The following is a 19,464-nucleotide window of genomic DNA, read 5'->3' on the forward strand; positions in this document are numbered from 1 at the left end:
GGGGTGGGGGCCGCGTCAGGTGGGTTGGCTGTCGAGGGCCTCCCGGACGCGGACCGGGTCGAGGTGCCAGAAGCCCTGGACGGTGCCGTCGACCTCGACGACGGGCACGTACTCCCCGTAGCGGGCCTGCAGCTGCGGGTCGGCGTCGACGTCGACCTCCCGCCACCCGGCGCCTGCACGGTCGCACTCCTCGACGACGACGCTGCGCGCCTCCTCGCAGAGGTGGCAGCCGGCGCGGGAGTAGAGGACCACTCGTGACTCGGGCACGCGCCGATCCTACGTGCGGCACCCTAGGCTGGGCAGGTGCACGCGACGACGGAGGTCCCCGGGAGCGGCGGCCCCGTGGTCGCGGCCTTCTTCGACGTCGACAACACGATCATCCGCGGGGCCAGCGCCTACCACCTGGCCCGCGAGCTGTACCGGCGCGACTTCTTCGGCCTGCGCGACATCGCCTTCTTCGCCAGCCACTCGGTGCGCTACCTCGTGCTGGGGGAGGACCTGCGGCGCATCGCGGCGGTGCGGGCCCGGGCGCTGGACATCGTCCGGGGCCGGACCGTGGCCGAGATCGTCTCGATCGGCGAGGAGGTCTACGACCAGGTCCTGGCCAACAAGATCTTCCCCGGCGCGCGGTCGCTCATCGAGGAGCACCTCGCCGCGGGGCACGAGGTCTGGCTCGTCACCGCCACCCCAGCCGAGATCGCCGACCTCATCGCCGGCCGGCTGGGCGCCACCGGGGCCCTGGGCACCATCGCCGAGCACGAGGACGGCGTCTACACCGGGGAGCTGCGCGGCAACATGCTCCACGGCGAGGGCAAGAAGGCGACCGTGCTGGCCCTCGCGCAGGAGCGGGGCCTGGACCTCGCCCGCAGCCACGCCTACGGCGACTCCGTCAACGACATCCCGCTGCTCTCGACGGTCGGCTCCCCCTGCGTCATCAACCCCGAGCCGCGGATGCGCCTGCACGCGGTGGACGTCGGCTGGCCGGTGCGTGACTTCCGCCGTCGTCGGCGGGACGTCAAGCAGGGCGTGCGCACCGGCGTGCGCGGCGCCGGATGGGCCGGCGTCGTGTGGGCGGCGACCGCCGTGCTGCGCGCCCTGCGGCGGCGGGTCATCGGCTCCTGAGCCGGACATGCGCCAGGCCCGGCAGTCTGCCGGGCCTGGAGGCGGTCACTTCTTGTTGCGACGCTGGTGGCGCGTCTTGCGAAGCAGCTTGCGGTGCTTCTTCTTCGACATACGCTTACGGCGCTTCTTGATGACAGAGCCCATGGGACCTCGCAGTGCTGTGGTGTGCCGGATGGTGGCGCGCGGGACTACACGCTGAACTCGGCGAGTCTACCGCCTCCGCGACCTTCCCGCGGCTCTGGGACGCAGGTCACCCCGGGTAGCGTCCCCCGGCGGGGATCCGCTTGCGCGGGTGGACGACGCTGCCGGCCCCCACGAGGGTGACCTCACCGGCCCCGCCGACCTCCGCGCGGCCGCGCACGCGGGCCCCCTCGTCGATGACGCTGCGCCGCACGACGGCGCCGGGTCCCACGCGCACGTCGTCGAGCAGGACGGAGTCGACGACCTCCGCGCCGGGCGCCACCTGGACGCCGGGGGCGAGCACGCTGCGCCGCACCGTGCCCTCGACGACGACGCCGGGTGAGAGCAGGGAGTCCGCGACCTGCCCGCGGGCGTGGACCCGTGCGCCGACGTGGCGCTGGGCCGGGGTGCGGATCGGCCACGCCGGGTCGTCGAGGTCGAAGGGCGGCTGCTCGAGCAGCTCCATGTGCGCCGACCAGTAGGCGTCGACCGTGCCGACGTCCTGCCAGTAGCCGGTGTGCCGGTGGTCCGCCGCCGCGCCGCGGCCCACCATCGCGGGCAGCACCTCCTCGCCGAGGTCCCCCAGGCCGTCCTCGCCGGCCTCGTCGGCACAGGCCTCGAGCGTCTCGAGGAGCGCGGCGGGGGTGAAGGCGAAGACCTCGGTCGTCACGGTCCGGGTGGGCGGGTCGTCGGGCTTGAGGACGTACTCCGTCACGCGTCCGTCCTCCACGCGCACGACGCCGTAGCGCGAGCAGTCGCCGTCGTGGCGGGTGGTGACCATGGTGACCTCGGCGTCACCGGCGACGTGCTGGGCGACGACGTCGGCGTAGTCCATCCGGTAGACGGCGTCGGCGGAGGCGACGAGGACGACGCCGGGGTCGTGCCGGCGGATGCTGTCCGCCTTGCGCCACAGCGCGTCGGCCGTGCCCTCGTGCCAGCCCTCGCGCTCGTCGCCGCGGTGGGGGCCCAGGACCATGAGCCCGCCGCGGGAGCGGTCCAGGTCCCACGGACGGCCGCCCGCGAGGTGCTCGGTGATCGACTCCGGCTCGAACTGCTCGAGCACCCAGACGTCGCGCACCCCGCTGTTGGCGGCGTTGGACAGCGGGAAGTCGACCAGCCGGTGGCTGCCTCCGAAGCGCAGCGCGGGCTTGGCCCGGTTCTCGGTGAGCGTCTCCAGCCGGGATCCCGCGCCGCCGGCGAGGACGATGAGCAGGGTTCGCGTGGGCGCCATCGCGTGATCGTCTCGCGACCTCGGGCCGCGCGCGAGGGCAGGCTCAGCGGGCCTGGGACTCCGGGGACCAGTCGCCGATGCCGCTGCTGAGCATCTCCTCGACGGCCAGCTGCGGCACGCGGAAGGAGCGGCCCACCCGGACGGCGGGGATCTCCCCGGCGTGCACCATGCGGTAGACGGTCATCTTCGAGACCCGGAGGAGCTCGGCAACCTCGGCCACGGTGAGGAACCGCGGTGCCTGTTGCTCGGCCATGTCCACCTACCTGTCATTTTTGGCGCGTTCGCGCGGAGATACGCGACGACTCTAGAGCCTCCCGGCACTTTTGGGAAACGTTCCGTCACCTACGTCAGGTGCGGGTCCAGGCCGTGGAGCGGGAACACCGCGCCCCGTGTGGCCATGACGGCCCGGTCGACGGCGTCGTCGGGGTTGTAGCCCGCGGACCACGGGCGGTAGGCGGCGTCGACGTCGTCGGTCATCCGCTCGGGCGGCTCGACGTCGGCCAGCCCGGTGACGTCCGCGCGCCACGACTCGGGCACCGCCGTGGACGGGTCGAGGGGACGGCCGGCGACGACGGCGGCGAGGTGCGCCCACACCCGCGGCACGACGCTGACGACCTCGTAGCCGCCGCCCCCGGTCGCGACCCAGCGCCCGCCGGCGTGCGCGTCGGCGAGCTGGGCCATGAGGAGGGCGGCGCGCCGCTGGGCGTCGACGGAGACGGCGAGCTCGGCGAGCGGGTCCAGGCCGTGGGAGTCGCAGCCGTGCTGGGTGACGAGCAGCTGGGGACGGAACTCCTCGACGAGCGGGGCGACGACGGCGTCGAGGACCCGCAGCCAGCCGGCGTCACCGGTGCCCGGCGGCAGCGGCACGTTGACCGCGCTCCCCCGCGCGGCGGGGCCGCCCAGGTCCTGGGCGTAGCCGGTGCCCGGGAAGAGGGTGCCGGGGTGCTGGTGGACGGAGATCGTCAGGACGCGGTCGTCGTCCCAGAACGCCCGCTCGACGCCGTCGCCGTGGTGGGCGTCGAGGTCGACGTAGGCGACGCGCTCGGCGCCCGCCTCGAGGAGCGCGGCGACGGCCACCGCGACGTCGTTGTAGACGCAGAAGCCCGAGGCCCGGTTCGGCATCGCGTGGTGCATGCCGCCGGCGAGGCTGAGCGCGCGGCTCGCGCGGCCCTCCCAGACGGCGCTCGCGGCGGCGCGCGTGGCCCCGGCGCCCCCGGCGCCGGCCGCGTGGATCTGCCCGAAGATCGGGTTGTCCGTCTCCCCCAGCCCGCGGGCGGGGTCGGGCTGCCCCTCCCCGGCCGCGCGCACGGCCGCGAGGTACGCGGCCTCGTGGACGCGCAGGAGGGCGGCGTCGTCGGCGGGCGCGACGTCCGTGACGGTGAAGGCGTCGAGGAGGTCGAGGTCGGCCAGCAGCCGGTGCGTCAGCGCGAGGCGGAGGGGGGCCATCGGGTGGCCGGCGCCGAAGTTGTACTCCAGCAGGTCCTCGCTCCACGGGAGCAGCGGCTTGGGCATGCTTCACGGTAGCGCGGGCCGGAGTCTGGCAAGGTGTGCGGGTGACAGCTGTGAGGACGGCGCGGGCGCCCTGGCCGCGCCGCGCCCTCGGGGCGCTGCGCGACGCCGTCGACAACGTGGCGCGCCACTCCCCCGCGCGGCTCGCGCTGCTCGTCTTCGCCGCCATCATCGCCGTCGTCACCGCACTCCTCTCCCTCCCCGCGGCGACCCGGGCCGAGGAGCCGGCCACCTTCGTCGACGCGCTCTTCACCGCCGTCTCGGCCGTGTGCGTCACCGGCCTGACGACGGTCTCGACCGCGACCTACTGGTCCGGCTTCGGGCAGGCCGTCATCATCGTCGCCGTCAAGATCGGGGGCCTCGGCGTCATGACGCTCGCCTCGATCCTCGGGCTGGCGGTCTCACGGCGCATCGGCCTCACCCAGCGGCTGCTCGCCGCCTCGGAGACGAAGACGACCCGCCTGGGTGAGGTCGGCACGCTCGTGCGCGCCGTCGTCGTCGCCTCGCTCGCCGTCGAGCTCGCGGTCTTCCTCGTCCTCCTCCCGCGCTTCCTGTCCCTCGGCGAGTCCCTGGGGCCCGCCGCGTGGCACGCCCTGTTCATGGCGGTGTCGATCTTCAACAACGCGGGCTTCGTCGTCCTCGAGGGCGGGATGGCGCCCTTCGTCGGTGACTGGTGGATGTGCCTGCCGATCATCGTCGGCGGCGCGATCGGCGCCCTGGGGTTCCCCGTCATCCTCAACGTCGCCTCCCGGCTGCGGGGCGACCGGCGCCTGTCGCTGCACACGAAGCTCACCGTCGTCACCTACTCGCTGCTCGCCGTGGGCGGGTCCCTCGCCTTCGCCGTCTTCGAGTGGCGCAACAGCGCGACGCTCGGCGAGCTGCCCGTCGCCGACCGCGTGCTCGCCTCCCTGCTGGCGGGGGTCAACTCCCGGTCCTCGGGGCTGAGCACCGTCGACCTCGGCGTCGCGAGCGACGCGACGTGGTTCGTCACCGACGCCCTCATGTTCGTCGGCGGCGGGTCGGCGTCGACCGCCGGCGGCATCAAGGTGACGACCTTCGCCGTCCTCGTGCTCGCCATCGTCGCCGAGGCCCGCGGGGACCGGGACGCCGAGGCCTTCGGGCGGCGGATCGGCACGACGACGATCCGCCTCGCGGTCGCCGTCGCCTTCCTCGGTGCCACGCTCGTCGGCGTGGGCACGCTGCTCCTCCTGGCCCTCACCGACTACCACCTCGAGCTCGTCCTCTTCGAGGTGATCTCCGCCTTCGCGACGGTCGGGCTCAGCACCGGCATCACCCCCGACCTTCCCGACGCGGCCAAGTACGTCCTCAGCGCGCTCATGTTCGCCGGCCGCCTCGGCACGGTCACGCTGGCCGGTGCCCTGGCGCTGCGCCAGCGCCGGCGGGTCATCCGCATGCCGTCCGAGCCGCCGATCGTCGGCTGAGCCGGGCACACTGGGGGCCGAACAGAAAGGGACGGTGACACATGGCGCAGCGCAACCTGCCCCGTGCGAGCGCGGTGCTCGTGATCGGGCTCGGCCGCTTCGGGGCCGCGCTCGCGGCGACGCTGGAGGACATCGGGCGCGAGGTCCTGGCCGTGGAGAAGGACGAGCACCTCGTCTCCCAGTGGTCCGGGCGCCTGCCGGTGGTCGAGGCGGACGCGACGAACCCCGACGCCCTCGAGCAGCTGGGCGCGCAGGACTTCTCCGTCGTCGTCGTGGGGGTGGGCACCTCGCTCGAGGCGAGCGTGCTCATCACGGCGAACCTCGTCGACATGGAGGTGCCGCAGATCTGGGCCAAGGCGACCTCCGGGGAGCACGGGCGGATCCTGCGGCGCATCGGCGCCCACCACGTCGTCTACCCCGAGCACGACGCCGGGCAGCGCGTGGCGCACATGGTCTCGGGCCGCATGCTCGACTACATCGAGATGGAGGACGGCTTCACGATCGTCAAGATGCGCCCGCCGCGGGAGACGCAGGGCTTCACGATCGGGCAGTCGCAGATCCGCGCGCGCTACGGCGTCACCGTCCTGGGCGTGAAGTCCCCGGGCGAGGCCTTCGAGTACGCGACCGAGGACACCCGCATCAGCCCCGGGGACACGATCATCGTCTCGGGCGACTCGAGCCTCCTCGAGACCTTCGCGGCCCGGCCCTGACCGTCCCGCCTCGCGCGGGCGCGCGTCACTAGGATGGGATGTGAGCGTTCACGCCCGGTGACGCCAGGAAGGACGACGACGTGACCACCCCCGGAGGAGATGTCCTCACCCTCACCGCCGGTGACTACCGCGCCACCGTCGTCAGCGTCGGCGCCGGCCTCGCCGGGCTCACCTGGCGCGGCGGGCACGTCGTCGTCGGGCACGACCCGGGCGAGCTGCCCGTCGGCTACCTCGGCAAGACGCTCGTCCCGTGGCCCAACCGCATCACCGACGGCCGGTACGAGTTCGGCGGGGAGACGCACGAGGTCCCGGTCAACGAGCACGAGACCAACGCCGCCCTCCACGGCCTGGCCTGCTGGGTGGACTGGGACGTCGCGTCGGCCACCGACGAGGAGGTCACGCTGACGACCGACCTCGCGCCCCGCTACGGCTACCCCTTCTGGCTGCGCTCGACCGTCACCTACCGCCTCGACGCCGAGGCGGGCCTCACGGTGAGCGTCACCTCGACCAACCTCGGCGACGTCCCCGCCCCCTACGGCGCCTCCTCCCACCCCTACCTCAGCTGCGACCTCGCGCCCGTCGACGAGTGCACGCTCACGGCGCCCGGCGCGCGCGTCCTCGAGGTCGACGAGCGGCTGCGGCCCGTGGGGCTGCGTGACGTCGACGGTGACCTCGACCTGCGCGAGCCCCGCCCGCTGGGGGCCCGCCGCGTCGACCACGCCTTCACCGCCCTGCCGGACGGCGGCTGGGCCGTGACGCTCGCGCACCCCGGTGCACCGTTCAGCGCCCGGATGACGGCGGACGCCCCGTGGGTGCAGGTCTACTCCGGTGAGAAGGTCGACCGCCGCGGGGTGGCCGTCGAGCCGATGACCTGCCCGCCCGACGCCTTCAACTCCGGCACCGACCTCGTCGTGCTCGCGCCCGGCGAGGCGCACACGCTGACGATGCGGATCGACGCGGTCCCGACCGCCTGAGCGGTGGGGCGCCGGCCGCCGTGTCGGTGGGCCGGGCTACCGTCACCCCCATGGCCTCGACCAAGACCCAGCGCCCCGCCTACCGGTGCACCGAGTGCGGCTGGAGCACGGCCAAGTGGGTGGGCCGCTGCGGGGAGTGCCAGGCCTGGGGCACGGTGAGCGAGGCCGGTGCCCCCGCCGGCAGCCGGGCCCCCTCCCCCGCCCGGCCGGCCCTCGCCGCGCAGCCCATCAACGACGTCGACGTCGACACCGCACGCGCCCGGCCCACGGGTGTCGGCGAGCTCGACCGCGTGCTCGGTGGCGGGATCGTGCCCGGCGCCGTCGTCCTCCTCGCCGGGGAGCCGGGCGCCGGCAAGTCCACCCTCCTGCTCGACGTCGCGGCCCGGGCGGCCGAGCACGGCACCGGGTCGGTGCTCTACGTGACCGGTGAGGAGTCGGCCAGCCAGGTCCGCCTGCGCGCCGAGCGCATCGGGGCGATGGCCGAGCGGCTCCTCCTCACCGCCGAGAACGACCTCGCCACCGTCCTCGGGCACATCGAGTCCGCCGACCCCTCCCTCGTCGTCGTCGACTCGGTCCAGACGATCTCCTCCGGCGAGGTCGACGGCGCCGCGGGCGGGGTGAGCCAGGTCCGCGAGGTCGCCGCGGCCCTCATCGGGGCGGCCAAGCGGCGTCACGTGCCGGTCATCCTCGTCGGGCACGTGACCAAGGACGGCTCGCTCGCCGGCCCGCGGGTGCTCGAGCACCTCGTCGACGTCGTCTGCCAGTTCGACGGCGACCGCCACTCCCGCCTGCGCCTCCTGCGTGCCACGAAGAACCGCTACGGGCCCACCGACGAGGTGGGCTGCTTCGAGCTCACCGACACCGGGATCAGCGGCCTCGCCGACCCGTCGGGGCTCTTCCTCTCCGAGTCGCGCACCACCGCGGTGCCGGGCACCTGCGCATCCGTCAGCCTCGAGGGCCGGCGGCCCATGCCCACCGAGATCCAGGCGCTGGTGGCGGCAAGCTCCCTGAGCAACCCGCGCCGCACCACGTCCGGCCTGGACGGTTCCCGCACCGCGATGACCCTCGCCGTCCTCCAGGCGCGGGTGGGGCTCGACCTCAGCGGCCGGGACGTCTACGTGTCGACCGTGGGCGGGGCACGCGCCGTCGAGCCGGCGGTCGACCTCGCCGTCGCGCTCGCCGTCGCCTCCGCGTCCGCCAACCGCGCGATCCGGGCCGGGACCGTCGCCATCGGGGAGGTGGGGCTCACCGGTGACGTCCGCGCCACGGTCGGGGTCCAGCGCCGGCTGAGCGAGGCGGCCCGGCTCGGCTTCACCACCGCCCTCGTCCCCCGCCACGGGGCCGACCAGCTCAAGTCTGTCGCGGGGTTGTCGACCCTCCCGGTCGCCAACGTCCACGAGGCCCTGCTCGCGGCCCTGCCCGGGTCCACGCCGCCCGCCCCGCAGGGCACGGAACGGCACGTGCGCGCCGTAAGATGACGCCCGGGGCGTGCGTGCGTCGCTCCGCCCCGCGACCCGAGGAGAACCAGTGCCCGACAAGGCCGACACCCTGCTGCGCGCCACCCTGCAGGCCGTCGCACCGGGCACCGAGCTGCGGGACGGCCTCGAGCGCATCCTGCGCGGACGCACCGGTGCCCTCATCGTCCTCGGCTACGACGACCTCGTCGAGACGATCTGCTCCGGCGGCTTCGACCTCGACGTCGAGTTCTCCGCCACCCGCCTGCGCGAGCTGGCAAAGATGGACGGCGCCGTCGTCGTCGACTACGCCCGCCAGCGCATCCGACGCGCCAACGTCCAGCTCATGCCGGACACGAGCGTCGAGACGAGCGAGTCCGGCATGCGCCACCGCACCGCCGAGCGGGTGGCCAAGCAGACCGGCTACCCGGTCATCACCGTGAGCCAGTCGATGCGGATCGTCGCGCTCTACGTCGACGGCGTGCGCCACGTCGTCGAGGACTCCAGCGCCATCCTCTCCCGCGCCCACCAGGCCCTGGCCACCCTCGAGCGCTACAAGGCCCGTCTCGACGAGGTGTCCGGCACGCTGGCGGCCCTCGAGATCGAGGACCTCGTCACCGTCCGCGACGTCACGACCGTCGTCCAGCGCCTCGAGATGGTCTCGCGGATCTCCGCGGAGATCGACGGGTACGTCGTCGAGCTCGGCGCCGACGCGCGCCTGCTGTCCCTCCAGCTCGACGAGCTCATCGGCGGGCTCGCGCCCGACCGCGAGTTCATCATCCGCGACTACAGCGCCCGGGCCGCGGACAACGTCGCCGGCGTGCTCACGCGGCTGGCCGCGCTGTCCTCCGCCGAGCTCATCGAGATGTCGGCGATCGCCCGCGCCCTGGGCATCGGCGGCCCCGACGGCCAGTCCCTCGACGACGCCCTCAGCCCGCGCGGCTACCGGATGCTCTCCCGCATCCCGCGCCTGCCCTCCCCCGTGGTCTCGGCGCTCGTCGAGCACCTCGGCCCGCTGCAGAAGCTCCTCGCGGCGAGCACCGAGGACCTCCAGCAGGTCGACGGCGTCGGGCCGCAGCGCGCCCGGTCGGTCCGTGAGGGCCTCTCGCGCCTGGCCGAGTCCTCGATCCTCGAGCGCTACGTCTGAGCGGTCGGCGGCTCAGCCGAGGGTGAAGACCTCGTTCTCGCCGAGCGGCGCGCCGTCGAGCGCGACGGCGAGGCGGTAGGTGCCCGGGCCGGCCTGCGGCTGCTCGTCGGGGCAGCCCTCCGCGGAGCGGTGACCGTCCCAGCTCACGGTGACGGGCGTCGTCGCGCCGGTGTCGAGCAGGAGCTCCTCGGTCGCGTCACCCGCGCAGTGCGCCGAGGACCACACGGCGTCGCTCCCGGACTCGATCTCGGTGACGAGCGCGCCGGGCGCGACGTCGACGAGGCACGGCACCTCGCCGCTGTTGCGCATGCTCACCTCGACGCTCACGCCGGTGCCGGACGGCTCCACCGCGACCTGGGCGGTGACGTCCTCGGCGGCGCAGACCGCCACGTGCCCGGGCGAGGGCGCCGGTGACGGCGTCCCGGTCGACTCCACGGCAGCGGGTTCGACCGGCGCGTCGGCCGCGGCGCCACGGTTGCCCAGCAGGGTGGTGACGCCCCAAGCGACACCCGCCACGACGAGCAGCAGGAGCAGCAGCGCGACGGCGCGGCGGCGCCGGTAGACCGCGGCCGAGGGCCGCGTCGGTCGTCGCGTCGGGTCGGGGGTCGAGCGCGTCACACCCCGACGGTAGGCAGGTTCGGGCGCGAGGCGCGGGCGGCTCGCCGGGACGGGGCACACTGGGGGTGATGCTCACCGACCTCCACGCGACGGTGGCCGACTGGTACGCGGCCCACGCCCGCGACCTCCCGTGGCGCCGTCCCGGCACGACCCCGTGGGGCGTGCTCGTCAGCGAGGTCATGTCCCAGCAGACCCCGGTGGCTCGCGTCGCACCGGCCTGGGAGGCGTGGATGGCGCGGTGGCCCGAGCCCGCCGACCTCGCCGCGGCCGCGCCGGCCGACGTGCTGCGCGCCTGGGACCGGCTCGGCTACCCGCGCCGCGCCCTGCGGCTGCGGGAGTGCGCCGAGCAGGTCGTCGCGCGCTTCGGCGGCGTGGTGCCCCGGACGGAGGAGGAGCTGCTCAGCCTCCCGGGCATCGGCGGCTACACGGCCGCCGCCGTCGTGAGCTTCGCCCACGGGGGCCGCGCCCTGGTCCTGGACACGAACGTGCGCCGCGTCCTCGGCCGCGTCGTCGCCGGCCGCGCGCTGCCGCCTCCGGGGCTCACGGTCGGGGAGCGGGCGGGCGCCGCCGAGCTGCTGCCCACCGAGGCCGCCGCCTCGGTGCGCTGGAACGAGGGCGTCATGGAGCTCGGCGCGCTCGTGTGCACCGCACGGTCCCCGCGCTGTCCCGCCTGCCCGCTGGCGGACCGGTGCCGCTGGCGGCGGGCCGGCGCCCCGCCCGCCACGCACGCCCCGCGCCGGCAGGCGTGGCACGGGACGGACCGTCAGGCGCGGGGCCGCCTCATGGCCCGGCTCCGGGAGCTGCCCGACGGCGGGACGCTCGGCACCGAGGAGCTCCTCCTCCCGCTGCGGGCGGGTGCCGAGGACCCCGCGCAGGCGGACCGGGCCCTGGCCTCGCTCCTCGCGGACGGCCTCGTGGCGGAGCCCTCCCCGGGGCGCTGGGCGTTGCCCGGCTGAGCTACGGGGCCTCGTAGCCGGCGTCGGAGCACATCTCGGTGAGCGTCCCCTGCGCCGCGGCGGCCTCGGTGACGTCGATCGTCGTGAGGTCGGGGAAGGGCGGCTCCTCGCCCTCCGGCACCTCCTGCTCGCGCGACTCGTTGACGGCGGTGACGGCGGCGGTGAACGGACCGGCAACCTCTGCGAGGACGGGCACCATCTCGGGGTGGGCGTCGCGGGAGAGCTCCCGCAGCCGCTGCTCGAGCGCGTTGACCTCGGTGTACGTCCCGGCGTCGACCACCTGGCCGGACTCGAGGGCCACGCGGGCCGCCTCGGCGCGCTCGGCGAGCGGCGTCCCGGTCCCCTCGAAGAAGCCCTCGCACGTGGTGACCTGCTCGCTGTCGCGCTCGGCGGCGTCGGTGGGCCGCTCGAGGGTCTCCTCGTCGTTCGTGCTGCAGCCCGCAGCCAGGGTGAGGAGCAAGGCGGCGGACAGTGCGGCGGCTCGGCGTCTCATGCCACGAGGTTACGAGCGTGCCCGACGGCCCGCGCGCCGGGCCGGGGCGGCGCGACCGCCCGCCGGCCGGCGGCACGTAGGGTGCCGGTGTGGAGAGCCTCTCGGTGCCGCCGGACGTCCGGCTGGCACGCACCGTCCGTGCCCTGCGTGACGCCGTCGTCGGCTGCGGGGCCGCGTGCCTCGGGCTGGCCGTCGTCGCCGCGGCGATCCTCGCGCTCAGCGGCTCCGACCCGCTCCTCGCCGGCCCCACGCTCACCATCCTCGGCGGCGGGCAGCTCCTCGCGCTCGTCGGGGCCGTCGTCGCGGCCCTCGGGCTCCGCGGCGCGCTCGCCGGGCGCCCGCTCGCCGGCGTCGTCGGGACGGCCCGGGGCAGGCTGCGGTGGGTCGTGCGGGCGGTGCTCGTGTGGAGCGTGGGCGCGGCGGTCGGCTGGGCGCTGGCCGATCCCGCCCGGACCGTGCTCTTCCTCGCGCTGGGCGCCGTCACCGCCCAGCTCGCCGTCGTCGTCCTCATCGTGCGCCGGCGCCTGCCCCGCGAGGGCTGAGCCGTGGCCCCGCCGACGCTGCACGCCACGCTGCCCGAGCTCGTCGAGCGGGCCCCGGCGCTGCTCGACGACGGCGCCCCGCGGCGCCTCCTCGGGCTCGCCGGTCCGCCGGGGGCCGGGAAGTCGACCCTCGCCGCGGGGCTCGTCGCCGCGCTCGCGCCGCGCGCCGCCCTCGTGCCGATGGACGGCTTCCACCTGAGCAACGCCGTCCTCCACGCGCTCGGGCGCCGCGGGCGCAAGGGCGCGCCGGACACCTTCGACGCCGCCGGCTACGCGCACCTGCTGCGCCGCCTGCGCGCGCCTGCGGAGGGCACCGTCTACGCCCCCGACTTCGACCGTGAGCTCGACGAGCCGGTGGCGGCCGCCGTCGCCGTCCCCCCGCAGACGGGGCTCGTCGTCACCGAGGGCAACTACCTCCTGCTCGACGACGGCGCGTGGCCCGACGCCCGCTCGTGTCTGGACGCGGTCTGGTACGTCGACCTGCCCGACGAGGAGCGGCGCCGCCGGCTGCGGGCGCGCCACGAGCGGCACGGCATGGACCCCGCCGCCGCGGCCGCGTGGACGGAGGGCACCGACGAGCCCAACGCCGCGCTCGTCCGGGCGGTCCGGGACCGGGCCGACGTCGTCGTCGTCCTCGCGGGCTAGAGCTCGAGGAGCAGGCGCGAGTTGCCCAGGGTGTTGGGCTTGACCCGCGCGAGGTCGAGGAACTCGGCGATGCCGTCGTCGTGGGAGCGCAGCATCTGCGCGTAGACGTCGGTGCCCACCGGCGTGCCCTCGATGACCTCGAAACCCATCCGCTGGAAGAACTCGACCTCGAAGGTGAGGCAGAAGACGCGCTTGAGCCCCAGCACCCGCGCCCGCTCGATGAGCGCGCTGAGGACGTGCCAGCCCACGCCGCGGCGGTGGTGGTCGGGGTCGACGGCGAGGGTGCGGACCTCGGCGATGTCGTCCCACATGACGTGCAGGGCACCGCAGCCGACGACCTGCCAGGTGCCGTCCTCGCCGGGCAGCTCGGCGACGAGGAACTCCTGGATCGCCTCGAAGTAGCTGATGAGCTCCTTGGCGATGAGGATGCGCTGCTCCGCGTAGGGCGCGACGAGCTCGTAGATGCGCCGCGCGTCGGAGGGGAGAGCGGGGCGCACGATGACCGACGGCCGCTCGGTCCCCTCGGGGTAGGCGCCGCTCGTGCTCATCGCCCGATGATGGCACGCCGCACGCGTGCGCCGAGGTGGGCGCCACGCGGCGGACCCCCGTCCGGACCGACCCCAAGACTTGAACAGTTCCATTCTTTTGGCCTAGTCTTGACCCATGCCCACCGACCACGCCGAGCTGCTGCGCGCCGCCGACCTCCGGGTCACCGCACCGCGTCTCGCGGTCCTGGCGGAGGTCGAGGCGCACCCCCACGCGACGGCGGAGGAGATCCGGCGTCTCGTCAAGGAGCGTCTCGGGACGGTGTCCACCCAGGCGGTCTACGACGTCCTGCACGCCCTGACGGACGTGCGTCTGCTGCGGAGGATCGAGCCGGACGGGTCGCCCGGCCGCTTCGAGCTCTTCCGCGAGGACAACCACCACCACGTGGTGTGCCGGACGTGCGGCGCCGTCGGCGACGTGCCCTGCGCCGTGGGGCACGCTCCCTGCCTCACGGCGAGCAACGACCACGGCTTCTCGATCGACACCGCCGAGGTCGTCTACTGGGGCACCTGCCCCGCCTGTCGCACCCAGTCCTGAGACCCGAGTCGGCACACCGTGCCGATGCACGCACACAAGGAGAATGAATGTCCGCGGACAACAACCTGCCGCTCACCACCGCCGCCGGCGCGCCCATCTGGGACAACGACAACGCCGTGACCGCCGGCGCGCGCGGCCCGATGCTCCTCCAGGACGTGTGGTTCCTGGAGAAGCTGGCCCACTTCGACCGTGAGGTCATCCCCGAGCGGCGGATGCACGCCAAGGGCTCCGGCGCCTGGGGCACCTTCACCGTGACGCAGGACATCACCAAGTACACCAAGGCCGCGCTCTTCTCCGAGGTCGGCAAGCAGTCCGAGATGTTCGCCCGCTTCTCCACCGTCGCCGGTGAGCGCGGTGCGGCCGACGCCGAGCGTGACATCCGCGGCTTCTCCCTGCGCTTCTTCACCGAGGAGGGCAACTGGGACATGGTCGGGAACAACACCCCGGTGTTCTTCCTGCGCGACCCGCACCACTTCCCCGACCTCAACCGCGCCGTCAAGCGCAACCCGCGCACGAACATGCGCGACGCCGAGATCAACTGGGACTTCTGGACCAACCTCCCCGAGGCCCTCCACCAGGTCACCATCGTCATGTCGGACCGCGGCATCCCCGACGGCTACCGCCACATGCACGGCTTCGGCTCGCACACCTACTCGTTCATCAACGCGCAGAACGAGCGCTTCTGGGTGAAGTTCCACTTCCGCACGCAGCAGGGCATCAAGAACCTCACCGACGCCGAGGCCGCCAAGGTCGTCGCCGAGGACCGCGAGTCCGCCCAGCGCGACCTCTACGAGGCCATCGAGCGCGGCGACTACCCCAAGTGGACCTTCTCCATCCAGGTCATGCCCGAGGCGGACGCCCAGAACTACCGCTTCCACCCCTTCGACCTCACCAAGGTCTGGTCGAAGAAGGACTACCCGCTCATCGAGGTCGGCGAGTTCGAGCTCAACCGCAACCCGGAGAACTACTTCCAGGACGTCGAGCAGGCCGCCTTCACCCCGGCGAACATCGTCCCCGGCATCGGCTACTCCCCCGACCGCATGCTCCAGGGCCGCCTGTTCTCCTACGGTGACGCCGCCCGCTACCGCGTGGGCGTCAACCACCACCAGATCCCGGTGAACTCCCCCCGCGCGGCGAAGTTCGTCAACACCTACCACCGTGACGGCCAGGGCCGGGTGGACGGCAACGGCGGCAGCATGCCCAGCTACACGCCCAACAGCTACGGCCGCCTCCAGGCGGACCCGTCCTTCCGCGAGCCCAGCCAGGCCGTGGGTGCCGTCGCCGACCGCTTCGACTACCGCGAGAACGACAGCAACTACTACGAGCAGCCCGGCGACCTCTTCCGGCTCATGAGCCCCGAGGAGCAGCAGCGCCTGTTCGCCAACACGGCCCGCGCCATCAACGGCGCGTCCGACGCGACCGTCGAGCGGCACATCCAGAACTGCACCCTGGCCGACCCGGCCTACGGTGAGGGTGTGCGCCGCGCCATCGAGGCCCTCAAGGCCGGGACGCTCGACTCGCTCGACGCGAACCCGAACAACGAGCCGGCGATGACCAGCGCCTGACCCTCACCCCTCTCGGGCTGAGGACAGCAGCGAGGGCCCGGGCGACCACCACGGTCGCCCGGGCCCTCCCGCGTCTCAGCCGAGGAGGTGGGAGCGACCGAACATCTCGGCCGTGGCCCGGGCGCTGGGGGTGCCGGAGTCGAGGTCCGCGCCCGCGTCCCGGAGGACGGCGACGACCTCCTCCTCGCCCTTGAACAGGGCGCCGGCGACCGGGGACTGGTCGCGCGCGTTGCGCAGGTCGACGTCGGCGCCCCGCTCGACGAGCGCCCGCACCGTGTCGACCTTCCCGTGGTAGGCGGCGAGCATGAGCATCGTGTTGCCCTCGCCGTCGCGGGTGTCGACCGGCAGCCCGTGCTCGACCAGCTCGAGCACCTCCGCCGTCGCACCCTGCCGCGCCAGCTCCATGGCCATCGCGACGACCTTCGCTGCCTGCTCGTCGGAGAGTCCCATGCCGCCACTGTAGGCGGCGCCCCTGACGGCGGCCGCCCGGCGCGGTAGCGTGCCGCGGGAGGAGAGGAGCCCTCTGATGACCGGACCCGCGGACCTCGAGCGCCTGGGCTGGCAGGCGCTCTCGACGAGCCCCGCGAGCGCCGTCGCCTTCTACGACGACGTGCTGGACGACGACGTCCGCATGCTGTTCCCGGGTGGCCTGCTGCTCGCCGGGCGGGAGCAGGTGCTCGCGACGATGGGCGGCCCGTCCTGGGACGCCCACCGTCTCACCGGCCTCGACGTGCTCGAGCCCGCCGCGGACGTCGCCGTCGTCAGCTACGGCGTCGAGGCGGAGCGTGCGGGGAAGCCCTACTCGGCCCTCGTCGCCAGCGTCTACGTGCGGCGGGCGGGCGGCTGGCGGCTGGTGAGCCACCAGCACACGCCGCGCTGATCAGGCGGGCGGGACCGGTCCGAGGAGCACGGTGGCCCACGCGCGGTGGACCGACTCGTCGTCGCTCGGGTGGAAGATCCCGGCGAGGACGTCCCGGTACAGCCGGGAGAGCTCGCTGCGGCTGAAGTAGGACGACCCGCCCGAGACGCGCACCGCCTGCTCGACGACGTCCTTGGCGGTCTCCGTCGCGCGCGTCTTGACGGCGGACAGCTGCGGCAGCCACAGCGGGCCGCGGTCCACCTGCTCGTCGACGTCGCGGGCGATCTGCGCGATCTGCGGGTAGAGGCCGTCGAGCGCGATCGCGGCGTCGGCGAGCCGGTAGCGGATGTCGGGGTCGTGGGCGTAGGGCGCGCCGCCGGCGGCCATCGAGCGGCGCCTGTGGACCGTCTCGACGGCGACGTCGACCGCCCGCGCCGCGATGCCGGTGTACACGCTGGCGAGGAGGATCTCGAAGGCGGCGAAGATCCCGAAGATGAACGGGTCCGTCGTCGGCCCCGGCGCGATGCGGCGCACGACCCTGTCAGCGGGGGCGTGCGCCCCGGACAGGACGGTGGTGCAGGACTGCGAGGCGCGCATCCCCATCGCGTCCCAGTCCTCGCGCACCTCCACTCCCCCGCCGTCGCGGGTGACGAAGCCCCACACGTTGCGGTCCTCCGCGCCGGTGCGGTCGGTGCCGAAGGTTCCCAGGCGGGTCCAGGCGGGGGAGAAGGAGGTGAAGATCTTCGTCCCGTGGAAGGAGTAGCCCCCCTCGCCGTCGGGCACGGCGTCGCTCGCCGAGCCGAAGAGGACGAGGTCGTTGCCGGCCTCGGAGACCCCGAAGGCGAAGAGCTCCCCGGCGGCCGCCTCCTCGAGGATGAAGTCGCAGGAGTGGTCGCCGCGGGCCCGGACGGTCCGGGCCACCGCCACCCACACGTGGTGCATGTTGACGGCGAGCGCCGTCGCGGGTGCCGCGCCGGCCAGCCGCATCTGCTGGCGGGTCATCTCCTCGAGGCTGAGCCCGGCGCCCCCCAGCTCGGTGGGGACCATCGCGGTGAGGTAGCCGGCCTCGACCAGCTCGGCGAGGTCCTCGGTGAAGAAGGCGTTCTCGCGGTCGTACCGGGCCGCGCGGTCCCGGATCCGGTCGAGGAGGGCGTCGGGCAGCAGCTCGGTGGTCATGACCCGAGCGTAGGTCCGCCGGCGGACCTCTTCCGGTGGACGCGTCGAGGGGCTAGGTTCTGGCCTCATGGCCGATGACGCGACGACGCGTGGCGGGGGCACCTTCGCGCGGGTCCTCGGCGTGCTCGTCGTGGTCGTCGTCCTCGCCCTCCTCGCCTGGGCCCTCCTGCGCGACGACGGCGCCACCCCCGCCACGACCGGGACCCCGGGACCGACGGGCGGAGGCTGCGCGCAGGAGCTCACCGTCCCGGTGACCACCACCGCGGACTTCGCTCCCGTCGTCGTGGCGGCCGCGGACCGGCTCGAGGACGAGGACCCGTGCACGACCTACGCCGTCGCCACGAGCACCTCGGCGGACACGGCGGAGCAGATCCGCAGCGGCGTCGTCCCCTCCCGGGTGTGGATCCCGGACTCCGAGGTGTGGGTGGAGCGCGTCAACGAGGACCCGCAGGCTCCCGCGCTGACCGCCGGCCCGGTGCTCGCCACGACCCCCGTCCTCGTCGCCGTGCCCGCGACGCTGGCGGAGTCGACGGGGGCGGGCGGGCCGCAGCCGTGGCGGGAGATCCTCTCGGGCCCGCTCGCCCCGCGGATCGCCGACCCCCTGCGGTCGACGGCGAGCCTGCTCCTCCTCCACTCCGCCCACGCGGCGCTGAGCGGCACGCCCGAGGGCGACCAGCTCCTCGGCGCGGCCATGATCCAGATGTCCCGGCTCGTCGCCGACCCGGACGAGATGCTCACCCGCGCGGGCGACGACGCCGAGGCAGCGCCCGCCGTCGTCGCCACCGAGCAGCAGGTCGCGGGGCAGCTCGCCGCCAACGCCGTCACCCCGCTGCAGGCCGTCGTCCCCGCCGAGGGGACCGGCGCCCTCACCTACACGTGGGTGCCGCTGCCCGGCACGGACAACGGGGTGGGCATGCGCGGCGCGCTGACCGCGCTCGAGGAGGCGCTCACCGACGAGGCCGGGACGGCGGACGTGCGGGCGGCCGGCTTCCGGGCCCCCGGCGACGACGCCGGACCCGAGCTCCCCGGCGTCGCCGCGGACGCGGTCGCTCCGCTCCCCCAGCCGACGGCGGCCGAGGCCGACGCCGTCGTGACGGTGTGGAGCACCGTCGCGGTCGACATGCGCATGCTCGCCGTCATCGACGTCTCCGGCTCGATGCTCCAGCCGGTCGGCGACCAGACGCGGATCGCCCTCGCGGGCGCCTCCGCCCAGACGGCGCTGAGCGTCTTCCCGCTGAGCTCGCAGGTGGGCCTGTGGGTGTTCTCCACCGACCACCCCGGCGGCACCGACTGGACCGAGCTCGCGCCGATCGCGCCGCTCCACGGCGAGGAGGGGGGCGGCGGGCACCGCGAGGACCTGCTCGCCGCCACCGCGACCCTCGCCGAGCACGCCCGCCCCGGTGGGGACACCGGCCTGTACGACACCGTGCTCGCCGCCTACCGGCAGGTGCAGGACACCTACGAGCCCGGGTACGTGAACTCCGTCGTGCTCCTCACCGACGGCGTCAACGAGGACGACGACGGCATCTCCCTGGACGAGCTCCTCGCCGAGCTGCAGGCGCTCATCGACCCGAGCCGGCCGATCCCGGTCATCACCGTCGGCATGGGGCCCGGCGCCGACGAGGAGGTGCTGCGGCTCATCGCCGCCCAGACCGGTGGGCGCAGCTACCTCGCCCGCGACCCCGCCGACATCCGCACCGTCTTCGTCGACGCGCTCACCCACCGCCCCCGCCCCGGGTAGGGCGCCGGACCCCGCCG

General features: G+C 74.4%; 23 protein-coding genes. 13 read left to right on the forward strand and 10 right to left on the reverse strand.

Features of this window, described 5'->3' with window-relative positions:
• Nucleotides 1–15: 15 nt before the first annotated feature.
• A complete protein-coding gene (locus tag H9624_RS05215; protein WP_251838782.1) occupies nucleotides 16–267 on the reverse strand; it encodes a glutaredoxin family protein in 252 nt (83 codons plus the stop codon).
• A 36-nt stretch (nucleotides 268–303) separates the two neighbouring features.
• Here H9624_RS05215 and H9624_RS05220 point away from each other — a divergent pair, with 36 nt between their 5' ends.
• Nucleotides 304–1,122 carry an HAD family hydrolase gene (locus tag H9624_RS05220; RefSeq protein WP_251838783.1) on the forward strand — a complete coding sequence of 273 codons (819 nt, stop codon included), beginning with the start codon at nucleotides 304–306 and terminating at the stop codon, nucleotides 1,120–1,122.
• Between the two features lie 45 nt (nucleotides 1,123–1,167).
• Here H9624_RS05220 and H9624_RS05225 read toward each other — a convergent pair whose 3' ends face one another.
• The 4 genes from H9624_RS05225 to H9624_RS05240 form a co-directional block, all read right to left on the reverse strand.
• Nucleotides 1,168–1,266 carry a 30S ribosomal protein bS22 gene (locus tag H9624_RS05225; protein WP_005504750.1) on the reverse strand — a complete coding sequence of 33 codons (99 nt, stop codon included), beginning with the start codon at nucleotides 1,264–1,266 and terminating at the stop codon, nucleotides 1,168–1,170.
• A 106-nt stretch (nucleotides 1,267–1,372) separates the two neighbouring features.
• Nucleotides 1,373–2,533, reverse strand: coding sequence for a glucose-1-phosphate adenylyltransferase family protein (locus tag H9624_RS05230; protein ID WP_251838784.1), 1,161 nt, complete (start codon nucleotides 2,531–2,533; stop codon nucleotides 1,373–1,375).
• 43 nt (nucleotides 2,534–2,576) lie between these two features.
• Nucleotides 2,577–2,786: a helix-turn-helix domain-containing protein gene (locus H9624_RS05235; protein WP_110852582.1), complete on the reverse strand. Its 210-nt coding sequence runs from the start codon at nucleotides 2,784–2,786 to the stop codon at nucleotides 2,577–2,579.
• 89 nt (nucleotides 2,787–2,875) lie between these two features.
• Nucleotides 2,876–4,045: an acetoin utilization protein AcuC gene (locus tag H9624_RS05240; RefSeq protein WP_251838785.1), complete on the reverse strand. Its 1,170-nt coding sequence runs from the start codon at nucleotides 4,043–4,045 to the stop codon at nucleotides 2,876–2,878.
• A 41-nt stretch (nucleotides 4,046–4,086) separates the two neighbouring features.
• Here H9624_RS05240 and H9624_RS05245 point away from each other — a divergent pair, with 41 nt between their 5' ends.
• From H9624_RS05245 to disA, 5 genes are all read left to right on the forward strand, one after another.
• Nucleotides 4,087–5,484, forward strand: coding sequence for a TrkH family potassium uptake protein (locus tag H9624_RS05245; protein WP_372435103.1), 1,398 nt, complete (start codon nucleotides 4,087–4,089; stop codon nucleotides 5,482–5,484).
• A 41-nt stretch (nucleotides 5,485–5,525) separates the two neighbouring features.
• Nucleotides 5,526–6,194, forward strand: a complete 669-nt coding sequence (locus tag H9624_RS05250) for a potassium channel family protein (protein ID WP_251838786.1) — start codon at nucleotides 5,526–5,528, stop codon at nucleotides 6,192–6,194.
• 80 nt (nucleotides 6,195–6,274) lie between these two features.
• Nucleotides 6,275–7,168 carry an aldose-1-epimerase gene (locus H9624_RS05255; protein WP_251838787.1) on the forward strand — a complete coding sequence of 298 codons (894 nt, stop codon included), beginning with the start codon at nucleotides 6,275–6,277 and terminating at the stop codon, nucleotides 7,166–7,168.
• A gap of 50 nt (nucleotides 7,169–7,218) precedes the next feature.
• Nucleotides 7,219–8,646, forward strand: a complete 1,428-nt coding sequence (gene radA / locus H9624_RS05260; RefSeq protein WP_251838788.1) for a DNA repair protein RadA — start codon at nucleotides 7,219–7,221, stop codon at nucleotides 8,644–8,646.
• A gap of 49 nt (nucleotides 8,647–8,695) precedes the next feature.
• Complete coding sequence (gene disA / locus H9624_RS05265; protein WP_251838789.1) at nucleotides 8,696–9,769, forward strand: DNA integrity scanning diadenylate cyclase DisA; 1,074 nt, start codon at nucleotides 8,696–8,698, stop codon at nucleotides 9,767–9,769.
• 12 nt (nucleotides 9,770–9,781) lie between these two features.
• Here the strand turns inward: disA and H9624_RS05270 are convergent, their stop codons facing one another.
• On the reverse strand, nucleotides 9,782–10,387 hold the full coding sequence (locus H9624_RS05270; RefSeq protein ID WP_251838790.1) for a hypothetical protein: 606 nt from the start codon (nucleotides 10,385–10,387) through the stop codon (nucleotides 9,782–9,784).
• Nucleotides 10,388–10,455: 68 nt separating this feature from the next.
• Here H9624_RS05270 and H9624_RS05275 point away from each other — a divergent pair, with 68 nt between their 5' ends.
• Complete coding sequence (locus tag H9624_RS05275) at nucleotides 10,456–11,343, forward strand: iron-sulfur binding domain-containing protein (RefSeq protein ID WP_251838791.1); 888 nt, start codon at nucleotides 10,456–10,458, stop codon at nucleotides 11,341–11,343.
• A gap of 1 nt (nucleotide 11,344) precedes the next feature.
• On the opposite strand, the gene H9624_RS05280 is transcribed toward H9624_RS05275, so the two are convergent.
• Nucleotides 11,345–11,836: a hypothetical protein gene (locus tag H9624_RS05280; protein ID WP_251838792.1), complete on the reverse strand. Its 492-nt coding sequence runs from the start codon at nucleotides 11,834–11,836 to the stop codon at nucleotides 11,345–11,347.
• 89 nt (nucleotides 11,837–11,925) lie between these two features.
• Between H9624_RS05280 and H9624_RS05285 the strand changes: the two genes are divergently transcribed.
• Nucleotides 11,926–12,378, forward strand: coding sequence for a hypothetical protein (locus H9624_RS05285; protein WP_251838793.1), 453 nt, complete (start codon nucleotides 11,926–11,928; stop codon nucleotides 12,376–12,378).
• 3 nt (nucleotides 12,379–12,381) lie between these two features.
• Nucleotides 12,382–13,023 carry a nucleoside/nucleotide kinase family protein gene (locus H9624_RS05290; RefSeq protein ID WP_251838794.1) on the forward strand — a complete coding sequence of 214 codons (642 nt, stop codon included), beginning with the start codon at nucleotides 12,382–12,384 and terminating at the stop codon, nucleotides 13,021–13,023.
• Here H9624_RS05290 and H9624_RS05295 read toward each other — a convergent pair.
• On the reverse strand, nucleotides 13,020–13,571 hold the full coding sequence (locus H9624_RS05295) for an amino-acid N-acetyltransferase (protein ID WP_251838795.1): 552 nt from the start codon (nucleotides 13,569–13,571) through the stop codon (nucleotides 13,020–13,022). The two genes, H9624_RS05290 and H9624_RS05295, sit on opposite strands and share 4 nt — an antisense overlap.
• A 115-nt stretch (nucleotides 13,572–13,686) precedes the next feature.
• Between H9624_RS05295 and H9624_RS05300 the strand changes: the two genes are divergently transcribed.
• Nucleotides 13,687–14,106, forward strand: coding sequence for a Fur family transcriptional regulator (locus H9624_RS05300; RefSeq protein WP_251838796.1), 420 nt, complete (start codon nucleotides 13,687–13,689; stop codon nucleotides 14,104–14,106).
• Nucleotides 14,107–14,153: 47 nt separating this feature from the next.
• Nucleotides 14,154–15,671 carry a catalase gene (locus tag H9624_RS05305; RefSeq protein WP_251838797.1) on the forward strand — a complete coding sequence of 506 codons (1,518 nt, stop codon included), beginning with the start codon at nucleotides 14,154–14,156 and terminating at the stop codon, nucleotides 15,669–15,671.
• 75 nt (nucleotides 15,672–15,746) lie between these two features.
• Here H9624_RS05305 and H9624_RS05310 read toward each other — a convergent pair whose 3' ends face one another.
• Nucleotides 15,747–16,121 (reverse strand): ankyrin repeat domain-containing protein, encoded by a 375-nt coding sequence (locus H9624_RS05310; protein WP_251838798.1) that lies wholly within the window; start codon nucleotides 16,119–16,121, stop codon nucleotides 15,747–15,749.
• A 76-nt stretch (nucleotides 16,122–16,197) separates the two neighbouring features.
• Between H9624_RS05310 and H9624_RS05315 the strand changes: the two genes are divergently transcribed.
• Complete coding sequence (locus H9624_RS05315) at nucleotides 16,198–16,551, forward strand: nuclear transport factor 2 family protein (RefSeq protein ID WP_251838799.1); 354 nt, start codon at nucleotides 16,198–16,200, stop codon at nucleotides 16,549–16,551.
• On the opposite strand, the gene H9624_RS05320 is transcribed toward H9624_RS05315, so the two are convergent.
• On the reverse strand, nucleotides 16,552–17,706 hold the full coding sequence (locus tag H9624_RS05320; RefSeq protein ID WP_251838800.1) for an acyl-CoA dehydrogenase family protein: 1,155 nt from the start codon (nucleotides 17,704–17,706) through the stop codon (nucleotides 16,552–16,554). It abuts the gene before it with no gap.
• A gap of 67 nt (nucleotides 17,707–17,773) precedes the next feature.
• Between H9624_RS05320 and H9624_RS05325 the strand changes: the two genes are divergently transcribed.
• A complete protein-coding gene (locus H9624_RS05325) occupies nucleotides 17,774–19,447 on the forward strand; it encodes a VWA domain-containing protein (protein ID WP_251838801.1) in 1,674 nt (557 codons plus the stop codon).
• The last annotated feature ends 17 nt before the right edge of the window (nucleotides 19,448–19,464 follow it).

The sequence above is a fragment of the Oceanitalea stevensii genome (assembly GCF_014837105.1).
In the GTDB taxonomy this organism is placed as follows: domain Bacteria; phylum Actinomycetota; class Actinomycetes; order Actinomycetales; family Actinomycetaceae; genus Oceanitalea; species Oceanitalea stevensii.